The sequence below is a fragment of the Bradyrhizobium sp. NAS80.1 genome, assembly GCF_001908205.1.
GTDB lineage: Bacteria > Pseudomonadota > Alphaproteobacteria > Rhizobiales > Xanthobacteraceae > Bradyrhizobium.
The window spans coordinates 1-17,652 of record NZ_LGHL01000202.1 but is presented as its reverse complement, the minus strand read 5'-3'; the positions used below and the strand labels follow the sequence as shown (position 1 = coordinate 17,652).

Annotated in this window: 16 protein-coding genes; 6 read left to right on the top strand and 10 right to left on the bottom strand. The window is 64.6% G+C overall.

Features of this window, described 5'->3' with window-relative positions:
• Positions 1–42: 42 nt before the first annotated feature.
• Both phnD and phnC read right to left on the bottom strand, forming a co-directional pair.
• Entirely contained in the window at positions 43–978 is a 936-nt protein-coding gene (gene phnD / locus AC629_RS35680) for a phosphonate ABC transporter substrate-binding protein (protein WP_084809437.1), read from the bottom strand.
• A gap of 65 nt (positions 979–1,043) precedes the next feature.
• A complete protein-coding gene (gene phnC, locus AC629_RS35675) occupies positions 1,044–1,853 on the bottom strand; it encodes a phosphonate ABC transporter ATP-binding protein (protein ID WP_084809436.1) in 810 nt (269 codons plus the stop codon).
• Positions 1,854–2,027: 174 nt separating this feature from the next.
• Here phnC and AC629_RS35670 point away from each other — a divergent pair, with 174 nt between their 5' ends.
• Genes AC629_RS35670 through AC629_RS35660 form a run of 3 tightly spaced genes read left to right on the top strand, consistent with a single transcriptional unit; the run spans position 2,028 to position 4,603 of the window.
• Positions 2,028–2,699: an LbetaH domain-containing protein gene (locus tag AC629_RS35670; RefSeq protein WP_084809435.1), complete on the top strand. Its 672-nt coding sequence runs from the start codon at positions 2,028–2,030 to the stop codon at positions 2,697–2,699.
• Positions 2,696–3,889 carry an alpha-D-ribose 1-methylphosphonate 5-triphosphate diphosphatase gene (locus AC629_RS35665; protein WP_084809434.1) on the top strand — a complete coding sequence of 398 codons (1,194 nt, stop codon included), beginning with the start codon at positions 2,696–2,698 and terminating at the stop codon, positions 3,887–3,889. The genes AC629_RS35670 and AC629_RS35665 overlap by 4 nt, the downstream gene beginning before the upstream one ends.
• An 18-nt stretch (positions 3,890–3,907) precedes the next feature.
• Positions 3,908–4,603 carry a DUF1045 domain-containing protein gene (locus AC629_RS35660; protein ID WP_084809433.1) on the top strand — a complete coding sequence of 232 codons (696 nt, stop codon included), beginning with the start codon at positions 3,908–3,910 and terminating at the stop codon, positions 4,601–4,603.
• A 3-nt stretch (positions 4,604–4,606) separates the two neighbouring features.
• On the opposite strand, the gene AC629_RS35655 is transcribed toward AC629_RS35660, so the two are convergent.
• From AC629_RS35655 to AC629_RS35625, 7 genes are all read right to left on the bottom strand, one after another.
• On the bottom strand, positions 4,607–5,200 hold the full coding sequence (locus AC629_RS35655) for a hypothetical protein (protein ID WP_143199695.1): 594 nt from the start codon (positions 5,198–5,200) through the stop codon (positions 4,607–4,609).
• 65 nt (positions 5,201–5,265) lie between these two features.
• Positions 5,266–6,663: a selenium-binding protein SBP56-related protein gene (locus AC629_RS35650; protein ID WP_084809431.1), complete on the bottom strand. Its 1,398-nt coding sequence runs from the start codon at positions 6,661–6,663 to the stop codon at positions 5,266–5,268.
• Positions 6,664–7,059: 396 nt separating this feature from the next.
• On the bottom strand, positions 7,060–8,001 hold the full coding sequence (locus AC629_RS35645) for a dihydrodipicolinate synthase family protein (protein WP_084809457.1): 942 nt from the start codon (positions 7,999–8,001) through the stop codon (positions 7,060–7,062).
• Positions 8,002–8,130: 129 nt separating this feature from the next.
• The gene (locus tag AC629_RS35640) at positions 8,131–10,212 is read right to left on the bottom strand and encodes a methyl-accepting chemotaxis protein (RefSeq protein ID WP_084809430.1); all 2,082 of its coding nucleotides are present in this window, start codon (positions 10,210–10,212) and stop codon (positions 8,131–8,133) included.
• A 124-nt stretch (positions 10,213–10,336) separates the two neighbouring features.
• Complete coding sequence (locus AC629_RS35635; RefSeq protein ID WP_084809429.1) at positions 10,337–11,107, bottom strand: enoyl-CoA hydratase; 771 nt, start codon at positions 11,105–11,107, stop codon at positions 10,337–10,339.
• 12 nt (positions 11,108–11,119) lie between these two features.
• Complete coding sequence (locus AC629_RS35630) at positions 11,120–11,584, bottom strand: MarR family winged helix-turn-helix transcriptional regulator (RefSeq protein ID WP_084809456.1); 465 nt, start codon at positions 11,582–11,584, stop codon at positions 11,120–11,122.
• A gap of 45 nt (positions 11,585–11,629) precedes the next feature.
• A complete protein-coding gene (locus AC629_RS35625; RefSeq protein WP_349531400.1) occupies positions 11,630–12,238 on the bottom strand; it encodes a TetR/AcrR family transcriptional regulator in 609 nt (202 codons plus the stop codon).
• A 141-nt stretch (positions 12,239–12,379) separates the two neighbouring features.
• On the opposite strand from AC629_RS35625, the gene AC629_RS35620 reads away from it, so the two are divergent.
• The 3 genes from AC629_RS35620 to AC629_RS35610 all read left to right on the top strand — a co-directional run bounded on the left by AC629_RS35620 (position 12,380) and on the right by AC629_RS35610 (position 17,050).
• Positions 12,380–13,648 carry an HlyD family secretion protein gene (locus AC629_RS35620; protein ID WP_084809427.1) on the top strand — a complete coding sequence of 423 codons (1,269 nt, stop codon included), beginning with the start codon at positions 12,380–12,382 and terminating at the stop codon, positions 13,646–13,648.
• The gene (locus AC629_RS35615; RefSeq protein ID WP_084809426.1) at positions 13,596–15,212 is read left to right on the top strand and encodes an MDR family MFS transporter; all 1,617 of its coding nucleotides are present in this window, start codon (positions 13,596–13,598) and stop codon (positions 15,210–15,212) included. Before AC629_RS35620 ends, AC629_RS35615 begins: the two co-directional genes overlap by 53 nt.
• 110 nt (positions 15,213–15,322) lie before the next feature.
• Entirely contained in the window at positions 15,323–17,050 is a 1,728-nt protein-coding gene (locus AC629_RS35610; RefSeq protein ID WP_084809425.1) for an ATP-dependent Clp protease adaptor ClpS, read from the top strand.
• 33 nt (positions 17,051–17,083) lie between these two features.
• Here the strand turns inward: AC629_RS35610 and AC629_RS35605 are convergent.
• On the bottom strand, positions 17,084–17,652 hold a 569-nt coding region (locus AC629_RS35605), incomplete at its 5' end, for a tannase/feruloyl esterase family alpha/beta hydrolase (RefSeq protein ID WP_143199689.1).

Genomic DNA, 17,652 nt, shown 5'->3' with positions numbered 1-17,652 from the left:
AGCCGGGCCCATCGACCCGGCTCCAGTGCATCGTCCCGAAACTCAGGACGCCTTCTTTTTGCGCAGCGCGTCGACGAACTTGATCAGCTCGATCGTGCCATCCCAGTCCTTGGTGGTAGCGGGATGAAAGCCCTTCTTCTGGCCGTCCGAGAGACGTTCAAACGCGACCTTGTCCTTGGTCGGGGCGTCGAAGAACGCCTTCGCGATGGCGGCCTTGGCGTCTTCCGGCAGGTCCGAGTTATAGGCGTAGGGGCCGTTGATGATCGGCGCCGACTTGTGGATGATGCGGAAGTCGTCCTTCTTCATCGCCGAGCCGTCGGCGTTCTTCAGCATGCCCTTGGTCAGCATCTGCGCCAGCGTGGAGTCGTCGTCGCTGGTCCACTGATTGGCGGCGACATCCACCGTGCCCTGCGCCAGCGCCAGCAGCGCGTTCTCATGGCTGCCGGTGAAAACGACCTTGCTGAAATAGGTGTCGGCATCCGGGATGCCCATCTTGTCGAGCTCGAAGCGCGGCACGTTGTTGCCGGAGGTCGAGTTCGGGTCGACGAGGCCGAGGTTCTTGCCCTTGAGCTGGTCGACGCTCTTGTAGGGGCTGCTCGCCTTGACGAAGAACACCGAGTAGTAGCCGGTCGAGCCGTCGGCGTTGATGTCGTTGGCGAAGGCGTCGGTCTTGACGCCGGTCAGGCGGGCGCGGGCGAACGAGGCCGAGCCGTAGCTGGCGATATGGATGTTGCCAGCGCGCTGGCCCTCGATCACCGCGGCATAGTCATTGGCGATGCGCAGCGTGACCTTCACGCCGAGCTGCTTCGACAGATATTCCACGAACGGCGTCCAGCGCTCGGTGACGCCGGAGGCGTTCTCGGCCGGAACGACCGCAAAGGTCAGCTCGGGATATTTGGCTTTCCAGTCGGCCGCGGAGGCCGAGGCCGTGAAAGCAAGCGCGGCGGCACCGGCAAGAACTAATCTGCGAGTGATCATGATACCCTCTTCATTGGTTGGGGTCGGTTGACGCAAAACTGGCGACTAGACAGATGCGACGCGGCTCAGGCGGCCGCCGCCGTTCCAAGTTCCGGAACGCCCTCGGGCGCCGGTGTAGACGCGCCGCCCATGACGTCGGCGGCCTCGAGATCGTAGAGCTCGCGCGCAACGTGATCGGTCAGCGCCGACGGCGCACCGTCGAACACCACGCGGCCCGCGGCCATGCCGATCAGGCGGTCACAATAGGTGCGCGCCAAATCGAGCGAATGCAGGTTGCACAGCACGGTGATGCCGAAGTGCTTGTTGATGCGGAGCAGCGCATCCATGACGATCTTGGTGTTGCGCGGATCGAGCGAGGCGATCGGCTCGTCGGCAAGGATGATGTCGGGCTGCTGCACCAGCGCGCGGGCGATCGCAACACGCTGCTGCTGGCCGCCGGAGAGCTGGTCGGCGCGCTGGGCTGCGAGCGTAGCGATATCGAACTGTTCAAGCGCCGACATTGCCAGCGCCTTGTCGTGCTCAGGCCAGATCTGCGACAGCGAGCGCCATGCCGACATCGTCGCAAGACGCCCCATCAGGACGTTGGTCAGGACGTCGAGGCGGCCGACCAGATTGAATTGCTGAAAGATCATTGCCGAACGCGCACGCCACTGCCGCAGCTCCTTGCCGCGCAGCGCGGTGACGTCGGTGCCGTCGAACAGGATGCGACCCTGTGTCGGCGTCACCAGGCGGTTGATGGTCCGCAGCAGGGTTGACTTGCCGGCGCCGGACCGTCCGATCACGCCGACGAAGCCGCCGGGAGAGATTTGAAACGAAGCGTCGTCCACCGCGGCTTTTGCGCCGAAGCGGCACGTCAGACCTTCCACCACCAGCATGCAGGACTCCAGAGTAGCTGGCTGCCACCGCTAGCGCCGGCGCTTGACACTTGTGTGACACACGCGATGCGATGCGGCGATCCTGCACACCTCGTCCACTGTCATTGGATCGTCATGATAATGTCATCAGTGCACTCGAAGAGGTACGCCCGCCCTCGAGCTATCGGATACAACATGGCCGGCAAAACGCTCTCGGTCGAACCGACCATCGATCCCTCGGCCAAGCTGCACGAGACCAGGCTCGGCGCCTATGCTGAGGTCGGTGCGCGCACGATCCTGCATGAAGTCACGATGGGCGATTACTCCTATGTCGTCAACGACGCGCAGATCACCTACACCACCATCGGAAAATTCTGCTCTATCGCGGCGATGACGCGGATCAATCCGGGCAATCATCCGATGCACCGCGCGACGCAGGCGCATTTCACCTATCGTTCCAGCGCCTACTTCCCCGGCGAGAGCGACGATACCGAGTTCTTCGACTGGCGGCGCCAGCATCACGTCCATATCGGCAACGACGTCTGGATCGGCCACGGCGCGATCGTGCTGCCCGGCCGCAACATCGGCACAGGCGCCGTGATCGCGGCAGGCACTATCGTCACCAAGGACGTGCCGGCCTACACCATCGTCGCCGGCAATCCGGCACGCATCGTGCGGCGGCGGTTCTCGGAAGAGGTCGCCGAACGGCTCGCGAGGCTTGCCTGGTGGGACTGGAATCACGATAAGTTGCGGGAAGCACTGCCCGACTTCCGCAAGCTCGGGATTGAAGATTTTCTTTCGGCATACGAAGCACAGGCGAGTTCCGTTACCAATTCTCCTGCCAGCAAACAAAGCGCGGTCGCGTGACTGACATTTTCCTTGAAGGCGGCCGGGCCCTGATCGGCGCCGAACTCGTCGAAACTTCGCTTAGCGTGTCCGGACAGGACATCGCACGGGTCGATGCCTCCAGGGGCCGCGACCGGCTTGCGATCGATGCGCGCAACCTGCTGGTCTTGCCCGGCATCGTCGATCTGCATGGCGACGCCTTCGAGCGACAAATGATGCCGCGCGCCGGCGTCGACTTCCCGATCGACGTCGCGCTTGCCGACAGTGACCGCCAGGCGATCAGCAACGGCATCACCACTGTGTTCCACGCCACGACCTGTTCGTGGGAGCCGGGCCTGCGCAGCGCCGACAATGCGCGCGGCCTGATGGAAGCGATCGAGCGGCAACGCCCGCAATTCGCCGCCGACACCCGCTTCCATCTGCGCCACGAGACCTACAATCTCGATGCCGAGGCCGAGATTGCGCAGTGGCTCAGTGAAGGCCGTGTCGACCTGTTCGCCTTCAACGATCACATGGACGGTACCGTCGCCGACATGGCGAAGCCACGCAAGCGCAACCGCATGGTGGAGCGCACCGGGCTGTCGAGCGAGGAATTCGACCGCCTGGTCGAGCGCGTGGTCGCGCGCAACACTGAGGTGCCGGCGTCCGTGTCGCGGCTCGCCGCGGCGGCCCGCGCCACCGAGGTGCGGATGCTCTCGCATGACGATGCGACACCGGCGATGCGGCAGGAGTTTCGCGAGCTGGGCGCGATGATTGCAGAGTTTCCGATCAACGAGGAGACGGCACGGGCGGCAGCAAGCCACGGCGATGCCATCGTCTACGGCGCGCCGAACGTCGTACGCGGCGGCAGCCACACCGGCTGGACCAGGGCATCCGACATGATCGCCAAGGGGCTCTGCTCGGTGCTGGCCTCGGACTATTATTATCCCGCGCAGCTGCTCGCCGCATTTCGCCTCGCCGCCGATGGCGTGTTGCCGCTGACCGAGGCCTGGAATCTGGTTTCCGCGGGACCTGCGCGCGCGACCGGTCTTGCCGATCGCGGCGTCCTCGCGGAAGGGCGCCGCGCCGATATTCTGCTGGTCGACGACACCGTCCCGCTGCGGCCGCGACTCATCGCCGTCATCGCCGGCGGCAAGCTCGTGCATCTCACCGATGCGACGCGGCTGCTCGCCGCGGCGGCGACGCCGCGTGAGGCTGTCGTTGCGGCGTAAACCGGTTATGGTCGGACGATGACTTTTCCCCGCTACGCGATCTATTTCGCCGCCGACGCGGACAGCGCGCTGTCCCGCTTCGGCACCGAGCTGCTCGGCTACGATGCCTGCACGGGTGACGAGCTGCCCTTTCCCGACGACGCATTGCGTGTCGCGCGGGACTGGCGCGACATCACCAGCGATCCCCGCAAATACGGCTTCCACGCCACGCTGAAGGCGCCGATGAGGCTCGCGCCCGGCAAAAGCGAGGCCGATCTCATGGCCGGCTGCGCGACATTCGCCGGCAAGGCGCGGCCGATCCCCACGATCCGCCCGGTCGTCGATTCCATCAGCGGGTTTATCGCCGTCATTCCGGCCGAGCCGGTCTCCGCGCTTCAAGAGCTCGCGGCCGATTGCGCCCGCGAGTTCGATGACTTCCGTGCTGCATTGACGGCGGAAGACCGTGCACGGCGAAAGCCCGAAAAGCTCAGCGAACGTCAGCGCGACTATCTCGACCGCTGGGGCTATCCTTACGTCATGGAGGAATTCCGCTTCCACATGACGCTGACCGGCAGATTGGACTCCGATCGGCGCCGGCCGATTCTGGAGATGCTGCGGGCGCGATTCGCAACGCTCGGTCTCGACGCGCTCACGATCGATCGCATCGCGCTGTTCAAACAGGACGACGCCAAAGCGCGCTTCCGCATCATCGGCGAGTGGGCTTTGACGCGGTAGGCTTCAGTGCTCGCTCGCGAGATTGAAGGCGAGCGCCACAACGCCAACCAGAATGAGGCTGGCCGCCCAGATCAGATCCAGATTGAACCAGCTTCGCGAGACGAACCTCAATCCCAGATAGCGGTAGACCAGCCACGCCAAGCATCCGCCGGCGCTGATCATGGCGGCAACGTGCACCAGGGACACTAGCACCGCCATTCCGAGACTTGCCTTCATCAGCGCGCCGGCGGCCTCATGGCCGGCATCGAGTTCGAAGGCCCGGCAGAGCCCGAGATAGATCGGCACGAGCATCAAGGCGGCGCCGTGAGCAATGGCAACGGCAAATGACCAGAGCGCCAATTGCGTTGGCAGAATTCGTGCCAGCGCGCGCGGATGGCGCCGCTCGATCAACCGATAGACGCCGAATCCGATGACGAGAAGGCTCGCGCCGAGCTGAATCGAACGCTGCCACTCGGCCAGCACCAGCAGGAATGCGAATGGCTGCAGCACGAGAAGTGTCGCCAGGAGATGTCCGGCCGCCAGAGCCCACAACGCACGAAAGAGCGCCCGCGGACTCTTTTCCATGAGCCCGGCCGAAACGGCGAGCGGCCATCCCATTCCCGGATTGACTCCGTGATAGAGACCGCTCGCGACGAGAGCGAGCCACAGCCAGCCCTGCGCCTCTAGGCCGACGGGTAGCAAAAGGAGTCCGTCGAACAATCGCCGCCCTCCAGCCTGATCTGGTGCGCACGATATCCGTCGGGGAAGCTCACGAAGTAGTCCTTGTCGAGCTCGAGGCCGCCGTTGCGACCGACATTGGCCATGACTTCCACGCCCGGAACCCCGTCGGGATAGAACTGGTCATCCCAGGTGGAATAGAGGGAATTGGTCCAGTACACCCGCTTTCCATCGCGGCTGATCTCGACCATCTGCGGCCCACCCGCATACGCCTTGCCGTTCGGATGCGGCGCGCGGCTCACAATGCCTCCGGTGTGAACCGATGCCGCAAGCTTGGGCTTTCTGGGCTCGCTGACATCGTACTGGCGCATCTCGCCGGTGCCCCAACAGGAGACGTAGAGGAACCTATCGTCCATCGACAGATCGATGTCGGTCACCAGTGGCGGGACGGCACCAAAACCCTGCAAAAGTGGCGGAAGCTTCTCTTTGGCTGCAGGCTCCGGCGGGATGGTCGCCGTCTTCTCCGCATGGAATTTCCCGCCCTCGCGCCACCAGGTCCAGATCGAGCCTTCGAGATTGGTGGTGTCGACCACCACGCCGGCAAAGCCGTATTCGCGGACCGGATCGTGCGCTGGCCGCACCTCCAGCACCATCTGATGATTGGCACCGAGGTCGATGGTTTGAACGTTGCGTCGTGCCCGGAGGTCCCAGAAGTGGAGCCGGTGGCCGTATTTGTTCGAGAGAAGATCTTCGGGAACGATCCCGTTCTCGAACTGCGGCGGCAACCCCCATTCACTCGTCACCATGTAATCGCGCGGCAGATTCCACCAGAAATCGTAGTGCAGCGTCTGCGGACCGCGGTCGATCTCCCATCGTCCAAGAACCTCGAACGTCTCGCAATCCATGATGAAGACGCCTGGAGGCCCGCTGGTGCCGTCTTTGCCGCCGCCAAGCGTGCTCACATAGATGCCGTCCGGCCCGCAATGGATGGTATGCGGCCGCGAGTAGCCGGTCTTTTTGAAGACCTCCTCGGGCTCGATGATCTTGTGGATCTTGGCTTTGGTCGGATCGGGCTTGGTATCGATGATGTAGATCCGGGACGAGCGCAGCCCGGGGATGATGAGATAGCGCCGCTCGATGAAGGCATGTCCGGCGAGTGGCGACAAGGCGGAGGAGCAGGCATTCCAGCCGAAGTGATGAAACTCATCGCCCTTGTTGGGCATCGTCACGGTGTGGACGACTTGGCTGTAGGTCGGCGATCCCGGCTTGACGTCGATGACCGCGAGAGCGTCCGGTTTTGAGAAATCTGGACGGAGCAGCAACGTGTAGGCAAAGTTCTCTGCAGGTGCTTCCGTCGCAAGCTTGGGCGATGCGTGAAAGGTCGGATCTGGCCTCATCGTCATGGCACTGCCTCCCTGTTTCCTCGGTTTGCGCCAACCTGGCTCGGGATAACGGCTTAATGAAGAGGTGTTGCGCGATGTCTTGAGATTGCTCCGCAGGCCTGATTGACCGGCATACAATACGTGATCGCCGGGCTGCGGGAAACCGACCAAACCGCGCCAATTCGACGCCCCCAGCTAAGCGGAAGCCGGCGGGATCAGGCTAGGGCGCGCACCTCACACTTGGCGTCGCCCCCCGCCTAGTGCGCAATTGCGCACGGGGCGCGGGGACCCATAACCACAGGGAGATGTTGTTGCGCGAACTGGCAATTGCCGGTCTTCGCCAAACCATCTCCTGTGGTTATGGGTCCCGGGCTCGCGCTCCGCGCGCCCCGGGACGACGAGCGGAGCATGCGCGCCCTACTTCCCCCACCGCAGCGCGAGCGCATCGCGCTCCTTTGCCAGCTCCAGCAACCCCGCGCGCGTCGCCGGATGCAACGGCTGAAGCGGATGGCGCACGGTGTCCGACTTGATCACGCCGCCGGCCTGCATCATGGCCTTGCAGGCGATCAGGCCGCATTGGCGGTTCTCGTAATTGATCAGCGGCAGCCAGCGTTCGTAGGCGGCTTTCGCGTCCTCGCGCTTGCCGGCGAAATAGGGATCGATGATCTGGCGGATGCCGTCGGGGTAGCCGCCGCCGGTCATCGCGCCGGTGGCGCCGGCATCGAGATCGGCAAGCAATGTGATCGCCTCCTCGCCGTCCCACGGTCCCTCGATAGCGCTGCCGCCCGCGTCGATCAGGCCGCGGAGCTTTGCAGCAGCACCGGGCACCTCGATCTTGAAATAGCGGATGTTGGAGAAGTCCCGCGACAGCCGCGCGAGCAGTTCGACGGAGAGCGGCGTGCCGGCTACCGGTGCGTCCTGGATCATGATCGGAATGCTGATCGCGCCCGAGAGCACCCTGAAGAATTCGACAACGCCTTTCTCGGGCACCCGGAAGGTCGCGCCGTGATAGGGCGGCATGACCATCACCATGGCGGCGCCTGCGGCTTCGGCCTGCTTGCTGCGCGCGGCGCAGACGGCCGAGCTGAAATGCGTGGTGGTGACGATGACGGGAACCCGGCCCGCGACGTGCTCCAGCACCGCATGCATGACGGTCTCCCGCTCGGCATCGGTGAGCACGAACTGTTCGGAGAAATTGGCAAGGATGCAGAGGCCGTGCGAGCCGGCATCGATCATGAAGTCGACGCAGCGGCGCTGCCCCTCGAGGTCGAGTTCGCCGCGCTCATCGAAGATGGTGGGCACGACCGGGAACACGCCGCGATAGGGGCGCTGGGCCTTGTGTTGCGGCGTGACCGGCATCGAAATCTCCATCCCTGATGTTGTCTTACGTCTATGGCGGCGCTCGCGAGGCCCCGCGTCACAGATGTACTCGCCGCGCCGACCGGCGGCAATGCCGATCGCGCGACGCCGGGGTGGAGATCATCGAAGCTATGCGGTCTTCACCGCGCCGAGGAAGCCCTCGACCGCGACGCGGAGACGATCGGCGTCCGCCGACATCTTCTTGACGGACTCGGACAGCACGGTGCCGGCATTGCCGGTCTCCTGGTTGAGCCTTGCGACACTGCCGATGGTATCGGTGACCTCGCGAGTGCCCTGCGCGGCCTGCTGGAAGTTGCGCGAGATCTCGATGGTCGCCGCGCGCTGCTGCTCGACGGCCGCGGCGATCGCCGTCATCTTCTCGTCGATGCCGCTGATGGCGCCGCCGATCGAGCGGATGGCGGTAACCGCCTGACCGGTCGCACCCTGGATCTCCTCGACCTGACGGGAGATTTCTTCCGTCGCCGTTGCGGTCTGCGCCGCGAGGCTCTTGACCTCGCCGGCGACGACGGCGAAACCGCGGCCAGCCTCGCCTGCGCGCGCGGCTTCAATCGTGGCGTTCAGCGCCAGCAAATTGGTCTGGCCGGCGATGGCGTTGATCATCTTCACGACCTCGCCGATGCGGCTTGCCGTCTGATCGAGGACCTCGACCGTCGCGTTGGTCTGCTCAGCCTGCGACACCGCTTCGCGCGCTTCGCGTGCGCTGGACTGCACCTGCGCGGAGATTTCGCCGACGGAAGCAGAGAGCTCCTCGGTCGCCGCCGCGATGGTTTCGAGATTGTTGGTCGCCTGCTCGGCGGCGGAGGAGACCGCCGCGGTCTGGCTGCTCGATTCCGAGACCAGCGAACGCACGTCGGTCGCGGTGGCATCGAGCTCCTTCGCCGACGCGGCCACGCTGTGAATGACGGCCTGCACGGTGTCGTCGAAGCTGCGGCAGGCGGCATCGACGGTGCCGGAGCGGGCAAGCTGCAGGGCTTGTTGCGATTCGCGCTCCTGGCCCAGCCGCTCCGCTGTCGCCGCACTCTCGCGCAGGCTTTCGAGCGCCGCGGCCATGGTGCCGAACTCGTCGGGATGCCGGGATTGCGGGACCGGCGTTGCGTAGTCGCGAGCACCGATCCGTGCGATGGCATCCAGGATGGCGCGGACCGGGCGCATCAGGCGATTGCGCACCACGTACACGCCGGCCAAGGTCACGGCCAGCGCCAGCAGGAATGCGAGTGACTGCACGACGAGGTTGATGAGCGCCTTCGCCTGCACGGTCTCGGCGCGCGCGATCGACTGATCCAGCGCCTTGGTCGCGACCGCGACGATGAGCGCGAACGGAGACTGGCACAGCGTGTTCCACTCGGAAGCGGGAAGCGCCGGCTTGCCGCTGCCGTCCAGGTTCTTGGTGAGCTCTCCCATCTGCTTGAGCGTGCCGTCGGTTTTCGCGCGCGCGTCATTTACGGCGGAAACCACCTCGGATGGCACGTCGGGCGCGGCGAGCAACTCGGTCATGCCGACCCAGGAGGCGCCAATGATGCCGTTCCAGCTCGCAATCGTCTGCTTCTGGGTCTCGTCGAGCGGCTTGCTGGTGTTGACGTTCTGGCGCAGGGCCGTGCACTGGACGCCGTAGCGGTCACGGACCTGCCAGGCGAGGCGGCGGACCTGGATCATCCGCGCGATGAAGGGATCGTTCATCCAGGCGCGATTGGAAACCGCGGTGGAGGCGAGGTTTGCGGTATCGATCGTCTTGGAGACGGCATCGTACCAGGGCATCGTCCGGTCGGTCTTGCGCTCGGCGCGCGGACGCTTGGCTTCGTCGTAGAACGTCTGGAATTGCGGGGCGGCTTCAGTCCAACGCTGCTTCAGCGTGTTTGCGAGCTCGTCACGGCGGGCGAAATCGACGGTGGCGATCGCCGCGCCGATGGCCTCATAGCCGGCCTGCTCGGCCTTCTCCGCTTCGCCGAGTTTTGCGCGCGGGTCGTCCTCGCCAAGCAGCGCGCTCTGGGCGTCACCACGATTGTTGCGCAGGGACAGCACGCCCTGGAAGATCGCCTTGTCGGCGGCGGCAAGCCGCGCCGTCTCGAGACTGTCGCTGTAACGACCGAAGGCCCCGACCATCTGGATCGCCGTGCTGGCCAGCGCACCGGCAGCCAGCAGGGCCATCAAGGTCAGAAGAAGCGAACTTACCGATTGCTTAAACATTGCCATGGGTCAGGGGGCCTACGCTTCACGCGTGGCCACCTTGCATGGCGACATGCCAATGTTTCGTTAAGCTTTTAATCGAATTGCCGGCAGTTCCCGATCTGCCGAACCTTTGTGCGAACTACGGACGTCACGCGACTTTCGTGAAATCCGGCGGACGGCGCTCGGCGAAGGCGGTGAACGCCTCGCGCGCTTCGGCCGTGCGCAGGCGCTGCGCGAACTGCTCGCCCTCCGCGTTCATCTGCGCGACCAGCGCCTCGCCGTTGCGCATCAGCCGCTTGGTGGCGGTCAGCGCGCCGGCCGGCTGGCGGGCAAGACGCTGCGCCAGCGCGAGCGCCTCGGCATCGAGCTTGTCGAGCGGCACCACACGGTTGGCAAGCCCCCATTCCAGCGCCGACTTGGCCGGCACAGTCTCGCCCAGCGCGAACATCTCGTAGGCACGGGCATAGCCGATGCGCGCCGGCATCAGCAGGCTGGAGGCGGCTTCCGGCACCAGCGCGAGGCTGACGAAGGGCGTCGACAATTGCGCGTTGTCGGCGAGCACGACGAGATCGCAATGCAGGAGCATTGTGGTGCCGACGCCGACGGCACGGCCCTGCACCGCGGCGACCAGCGGCCGGGCGCAACGCGCCAGCGACTGGATGAAGCGGACGACATTGCGGCTGCCCTCGGACTTGCCGGCGGCAACGGCCGCGAACTCGCCGACATCATTGCCTGCCGTGAACATGTCGCCCTCTCCGCGGATCAGGATCACGCGGGCGGATGGATCGAACTCAGCGGATTCGATGGTATCGGCGAGCTTGCCGTACATCGCATCCGTCAGCGCATTCTTCTTGTCGGGACGCGCCAGGGTGAGGGTGAGAATTCCGCCATTGTTCTCGATCCGGACATGCTCGGTCATTGCTCTCTCCTGTTATTCCTCTGAGTCTCTCGAAAAGTCTCTTGGAAACTTGTCCTGAATGCTCGCCAGCCAGCGCGCGACGACGTCGATCTCCGCGCTGGTAAATCCTTCCGTCAGCGCCGCATTGACCTCAGCGGCGTTGGCCTTCGCCTGCGCAAGCACAGTACGTCCCTTCGGCGTCAGAAAGACCCGCCAGGCGCGTCCGTCCTCGCTGTCGGCGCGCCGTTCGACCAGTTTGACGGCCGCCGTACGGTCGACGAGGCCGGAAATGCCGGCCGGCCCCAAATCGAGCGCCGCGCCCGCCTCGCCCATCAGGACACCGTCCTGCTTGCCGAGGATGAACAACAGCCCCGCCTGCGCCGGCGTCACCTCGTTCTGCGGCTGCGCCGCCATCCAGCGCTGCAACCGGCGTTGCGCCACGCTCAGGAGGTAGATCAGCCGGTGGTGTCCTGCTTTGGACTCCAGTTTATTTCGCATGCGAAGCATTTAGCCGCCGGGGTGAGCATTGTCAAATGGGGCTGCCTACCTCGACGCTGCCCGGCAGCCGTCGAGGAACAAGGCCGCGCAGATGCGCGCCCGCCGCTCGATATCCTTGCGCGACGGCAAGGGCACGCCGCCGTAGATCGCGGCGCGCTGCGGCGCGGATGCGACCATGCCGATCAGGATGCCGGCCGCCTCCTCCACATCGTCGATTGCGAGACGCTTGCGCTTGACCTGAATGCGCAGCCAGCCGGCAAGCGTCGTCACGGTGCGGGAGATACCGTTCTTGTAGAAGTTCGCGGCGAGCTCCGGAAATGCGGCGGACTCCTGCAGCACCATGCGCTGCAACGCCACCACGTCGGGATCGAGCGCGAGATCTGCGCACGCGAGCAACGCGACGCGCAGGCCTGTTTCGATATCAACTTCGTCGTTGGCCTGGAGATCGACGGCGGAGAGCAACCGCTCGAGCCGGTCCGCACACATCGCCTCGAACAGCGCGGCCTTGCCGGGAAACAGGCGATACAACGTTTTGGTGGAGATGCCGGCGCGGCGCGCCAGCTCTTCGGTGCTGGTCGCGGCATAGCCGTCGCCGGCAAAGGCCCGCCGTGCGGCCTCGAAGACGATCTGCTTCGTCTCCTCGTCGCTGCGCAATTGCGGCCGCCCGCGGGGGCGGCATTCGACTTCCAATTTTGACTGAGCCATGTCTTTAAATGATGCCTGTCATTCCATTGACAATTCCAAAGCTAGGCTCATTTTGGAAATCGTCAAGTTTCCTAATTCAGGGAGCCGGCCATGACCGTGCACACCACCCCATCCAAGTCCGAAGCCACCGCGGTTCCAACCAATGCTCTGGAAGGCGTGTTGCCCGGAGCGCCATCATTGGCCGGCAGCAAAAAGCTCAACCTACGCAAGCTGTTGCTTGTTGGAGCAGTGGTCGCCGCGCTCGCGGGCGCAAGCGGGTACGGCTATGACTATTGGACCGTCGGGCGTTTCCTCGTCTCCACCGATGACGCCTATGTGAAGGCCGACAACACCACCATTGCGCCGAAGGTCAGCGGCTATCTCGACCGCGTCACGGTCGGCGATAACGAGCATGTGAAGGCCGGGCAGATGCTCGCTCGGATCGATGATCGCGACTTCAAGGTCGCGCTCGACCAGGCCAAGGCCGATGTCGCCGCAGCCAACGCGACGGTGACGAGCAAGGAAGCGCAGCTCGACGTTCAGGAAGCCGTGATCGCGGCCGCCAGAGCGACGATCGATGTCGACAATGCTGCGAAGGTTTTCGCCAAGCAAGAGAACAAGCGCTACACGGACCTCGCAGCGACCGGCTATGGCAGCGTGCAGAATGCGCAGCAGGCACAGGCGCGCGACGCCGGCGCCGACGCCGCGATCCAGCGCGATACCGCCAATCTCACCTCCGCGCTCAAGCAGGTCGAGCTCCTGAAGGCCGAGATCCTGCAGGCCAAGGCCACGGCCGCCCGCGCGGCCGCGCTCCAGCGTCAGGCTGAGCTCAATCTCGGCTACACCACGATCGTCTCGCCCATCGACGGCGTGGTCGGCAACCGCACGCTGCGCGTCGGCCAATACGTGCAGGCGGGCACGCAGTTGATGTCGATCGTGCCGGCCGAGGGCGCCTATGTCGTCGCCAACTTCAAGGAGACCCAGCTCACCCATGTCCGCGCCGGGCAAAAGGTCGAGATCGAGGTCGACACCTTCCCGGGCCAGGTCGTGCACGGCCACGTCGATTCCATCGCGCCGGCCAGCGGCCAGGAGTTCGCCCTGCTCCCGCCCGACAATGCCACCGGCAACTTCACCAAGATCGTGCAGCGCATCCCCGTGAAGATCGCGCTGGATACCGAGACCGCGCCTGCGATCGCACTGCGGCCCGGCATGTCCGTGATTCCGACGATCGCAACGCGCTCGGCGCCGACCGCGCAAGCGGCAACGACGCCCGAGACATCGTCCAAGACGACGTCAAAAGCAAAGCTTGTTTCCGGAGGGTCGTGCCATGTCAAACAGCCTCTCAATTTCGACGCTCGCAACACCGGCCGCGACGCCTGAGCGCGCCGCAGCCGACCCCAATCGCGCCAGCGCCACGGTCTGGATCGCCGTATTCGCGGCGATGATCGGCGCCTTCATGGCGATCCTGAACATCCAGATCACCAATGCCTCGCTGCTCAACATCGAGGGCGGCATTGGTACCGGCGTCGACAACGGATCCTGGATCTCGACGTCCTATCTGATCGGCGAGATCATCGTGATCCCGCTGACCGACTACCTGTCGCGCGTATTCTCGTTCCGCAACATCATCCTGAGCTTCGCGACGCTGTTTGCCGCATTCTCGGTCGCCTGTGCCTTCACCCACGATCTTCCCTCGATGATCGCGATGCGCGGCTTCCAGGGCTTCTTCGGCGGCGTGTTGATTCCGATGGCCTTCACGCTGGTCTTCACCAAGCTGCCGAAGGGCCAGCAGCCGATCGGCCTTGCGATGTTCTCGCTTGCCGTGACCTTCGCGCCTGCGATCGGACCGACCATCGGCGGCTATCTCACCGAGAATTACGGCTGGCAGACCATCTTCTTCGTCAACGTGCTGCCCACCGCGGTCATGGTAGCCATCCTCTTCTTCACCCTGGAGCGCGCCCCGATGAACCTGGGGCTGCTGCGCGAAGGCGACTGGTTCGGCATTGCGACCATGGCGGTCGGCCTGGCCTCGCTCCAGGCCGTGCTCGAGGAAGGCAACAAGGATGACTGGTTCGGCTCGCCCTTCATCGTGCGGCTGGCCATCATTGCCGCCGTCAGCCTGTCGCTGTTCATCTACAACGAGCTCGTGGTCGAGAAGCCGCTGCTCCGCCTGCGCTTGCTGACCCAGTGGAATTTCGGCGTCGGCACGATTGCCGCGGTCTTCCTCGGCTTCGCACTGTTCGGCTCGGTTTATCTGCTGCCTGCCTATCTCGGTCAGGTGCAGGGCTACAATGCCGAGCAGATCGGCAACGTGCTGGCCTGGACCGGCCTGCCGCAGCTTCTGCTGATTCCGCTGGTGCCGAAGCTGATGCAGCGGTTCGATGCCCGCTACATCGCAACGATCGGCCTGCTGCTGTTCGCAGCAAGCTCGTTCATGAACATCCAGATGTCGCTCGACTATTCAGGCGACCAGTTTCTGGTGCCCAACATCGTGCGCGCAGTCGGCCAGGCGTTGACGCTCGCACCGCTCTCGGCGCTCAGCCTCGGCAGCGTCGCGCCGCAGGACGCGCCTGCCGCCTCCGGCATCTCCAACATGATGCGCAACCTCGGCGGCGCCATCGGCACCGCCGTGCTCGCGACCATCGTCACCAAGCGCGAGCAGTTCCACTCCAACATCATCGGCCATTCGGTCACGCTCGGCCGCGAGGAGGTCCGCGCCCGCATCGCGCAGATGACGGACTACTTCATCGCGCACGGCGTGCCCGACCCCAACGCCGCGCGCGAGCAGGCGATCATCGCGCTCGGCAAGACGGTCAAGCGCCAGGCGCTGGTGATGGGCTATTCCGACACCTTTGCAGTGATCGGCGTGGTGCTGGTGCTCGCCGCGATCGCAGTGTTGCTGACGCGGCGCGTGAAGGCGGCGGGCGGGGGTGGTGCGCACTAGCAGCTTCGAGAACTAACCACCAATTTGCCGCGGCCGTCGCGCTTGACGGCCGCGTCCTTTTATGTTCCTTATTTGTTCCATTCTAGTTGTGGTTGTGGTGGAGTCATTTCATGACGAATGATGCGCGCGGCGAGCGTGAGCCGGCTCAGATCCTGATTTACAATGATGACGACACGCCGGACGAGTTCGTCATCGGGCTGCTTCGCCAGGTTTTTGGCAAGTCGGATCGCGAAGCGGCCGCGCTGATGACCCGGATCGAGCGCGAGGAGAAAGCCGCCTGCGGTCCCTACCCGCAATCCGTCGCAGAGGCGCTTTTCAAGTCGGCCAAGCAATATATCTGGCTAGGCCAGCATCCCCTTAAAATCACGTTCGAGGAGATCAAGACTCCCTGTGAGCTCTGTGGCAAGCCTCAGGGGCAGACGGATGTTCGCATCGGCAGCCGCACCGTCTGGCTGTGCAGCGACTGCATTCGTGCGGCAGACACCGTGAGCACGCCGAAAGAGGCGGAAAAGGAGTTCGAGCACGCCTGCGACGTGCTGGACTGGCATTTTACCGGAGTCCCGCGCAGCAAGCTCGTGACCACGATCCGCCAGTTTCCCGGACATATGCGGGTGGATGTTCAGGCGGCGATCAACAGGCTGTTCAAAAACGCCATCCGGCTTTTCGGGCTGAACGAGGAACAGCGCTACGAAACGCTGTCGATTTCGCGGCTCCTCCGAGAGGGCCGATATGCGCTCGCGATTGCACCGCTGCTATATTCCGACATCGATGTCGGCGAGAAGAGCCCCGTCAAGTGCCTCGACAACGGCTTGTGGCTGTGCGAGCAGGATGGCCTTCGTTACGCGGTATTGCTCTGCGCGCATCGCGAATACAGTCGCGAACCCGGCATTCGTCTTGAGATCGTGGTGCCTGCGGGCACCGCAGGCGCAGTCCTCGTCCAGCAATGCTTTGGCGAGCTGGAACAGGCCGTGCAAGCCGCGCGCACCTACCGCGGCAAGATCCTCTCACTCGACGCCGACTCCGATTATCGCGGTCGCTCGCTCGGCATCACCGTGCATCGCTTGCCGCCGGTCGCACGAGATGAAGTGATCTTGCCGGAGCGGACCCTACGGCTGCTCGATCGCAACGTGCTGAATTTTGTCGGCACGCGCGATCAGTTGCGCCGGCTTGGCCAGTCGACCCGCAAAGGCATCTTGCTGTACGGGCCGCCGGGCACCGGCAAGACCCATACGATCCGCTATCTCGCAACCCATCTGCCCGGGCATACGACGTTGATCATCACCGCCGAGCAGATCGGCCTGCTCGGTGCCTATATGAGCCTGGCACGGCTGCTCCAGCCATCGATGGTCGTGATCGAGGATGTCGATCTCATCGCCCGCGACCGCGATGACATGGGACCGTGCGAGGAATCCATGCTGAACAAATTGCTCAACGAGATGGACGGGCTGAAGGAGGATGCGGACATCCTGTTCGTCCTGACCACCAACCGCCCGGAGGACCTCGAAGGCGCCCTCGCCGGTCGCCCGGGGCGCATCGATCAGGCGATCGAAGTGCCCCTCCCCGACGAGACCGGCCGCGGTAAGCTGGTCCGGCTCTACGGCAAAGGACTGCCGCTCGACAATGCGGTCGCCGCCGAGGCTGCCCGGCGCAGCGAGGGTACGAGTTGCGCGTTCATCAAGGAATTGATGCGACGGCTCGCACAGGCGAGCATCGCGCGCGATGGCGGCAACTCCGTCGTCTCAGCCGATATCGACGAGGCACTCGACGACATGCTGTTCTCCGGCGGCCGGCTCAATGCGCAATTGCTTGGCAGCGCACAGGCCATGGCGGCGGGATAAATCCACCGCCATCGCGGTCTGTTTGCATTTGCCTCACGGCGCGCAAGTGAAGCTCGACGCCGCCGTCATCGGGCCCGCCTTGTAGTGCGGCCAGGCCGGCCAGCGGCACAGCGGCAACGCGCGGAGCGTTGTAAACGAGGGCGCATCGACTTTCTGCTCGATGACTTCGAGATCGCCAGGCGCCTTGCCCTTCTCGACCCAGTCGACCAGCGCGCTCAGCATGTCGACATTGGCCGGCGCGCCGGAGCCGACATGGTCGACGCCGGGCGCGGTGTAGAGCCGCGCGAATTCCGCGGTCTCGGCCTTGCCAAGCTTGCGCTCGACGCTCTCGAAATAGCGGATCCCGGCATAGGGACTCTGCGCATAGTCGGCCATGTGCTCGAGCATGATCAGCCGGCCGCCGCGGGCGCGGAAGCGGCTGAGATCGGGATCGGTCGAATCCATCAGCTTGGAGACCTCGAGCAGCCGCGCCTTGTGGTCCTCCACCTTGTAGGTGGTGACGTCGAGCTTCGGATCGCGCGCGAACACATATTGAATGCCGCCGGCGCCATAGATCCAGGCGATGCCGTTGTTGGGCGCAGGCGGCTGCGCGGGCGGCGCCG

What these genes read in the sequence shown, in the direction of transcription:
- phnD (WP_084809437.1), bottom strand. Translation starts at nt 978, where the DNA reads ATGATCACTCGCAGATTAGTTCTTGCCGGTGCCGCCGCGCTTGCTTTC.
- AC629_RS35655 (WP_143199695.1), bottom strand. Translation starts at nt 5,200, where the DNA reads ATGGGATGGCCGCTCGCCGTTTCGGCCGGGCTCATGGAAAAGAGTCCG.
- AC629_RS35620 (WP_084809427.1), top strand. Translation starts at nt 12,380, where the DNA reads ATGACCGTGCACACCACCCCATCCAAGTCCGAAGCCACCGCGGTTCCA.
- AC629_RS35660 (WP_084809433.1), top strand. Translation starts at nt 3,908, where the DNA reads ATGACTTTTCCCCGCTACGCGATCTATTTCGCCGCCGACGCGGACAGC.
- AC629_RS35670 (WP_084809435.1), top strand. Translation starts at nt 2,028, where the DNA reads ATGGCCGGCAAAACGCTCTCGGTCGAACCGACCATCGATCCCTCGGCC.
- AC629_RS35650 (WP_084809431.1), bottom strand. Translation starts at nt 6,663, where the DNA reads ATGACGATGAGGCCAGATCCGACCTTTCACGCATCGCCCAAGCTTGCG.
- phnC (WP_084809436.1), bottom strand. Translation starts at nt 1,853, where the DNA reads ATGCTGGTGGTGGAAGGTCTGACGTGCCGCTTCGGCGCAAAAGCCGCG.
- AC629_RS35645 (WP_084809457.1), bottom strand. Translation starts at nt 8,001, where the DNA reads ATGCCGGTCACGCCGCAACACAAGGCCCAGCGCCCCTATCGCGGCGTG.
- AC629_RS35630 (WP_084809456.1), bottom strand. Translation starts at nt 11,584, where the DNA reads ATGCGAAATAAACTGGAGTCCAAAGCAGGACACCACCGGCTGATCTAC.
- AC629_RS35610 (WP_084809425.1), top strand. Translation starts at nt 15,323, where the DNA reads ATGACGAATGATGCGCGCGGCGAGCGTGAGCCGGCTCAGATCCTGATT.
- AC629_RS35640 (WP_084809430.1), bottom strand. Translation starts at nt 10,212, where the DNA reads ATGGCAATGTTTAAGCAATCGGTAAGTTCGCTTCTTCTGACCTTGATG.
- AC629_RS35615 (WP_084809426.1), top strand. Translation starts at nt 13,596, where the DNA reads ATGTCAAACAGCCTCTCAATTTCGACGCTCGCAACACCGGCCGCGACG.
- AC629_RS35635 (WP_084809429.1), bottom strand. Translation starts at nt 11,107, where the DNA reads ATGACCGAGCATGTCCGGATCGAGAACAATGGCGGAATTCTCACCCTC.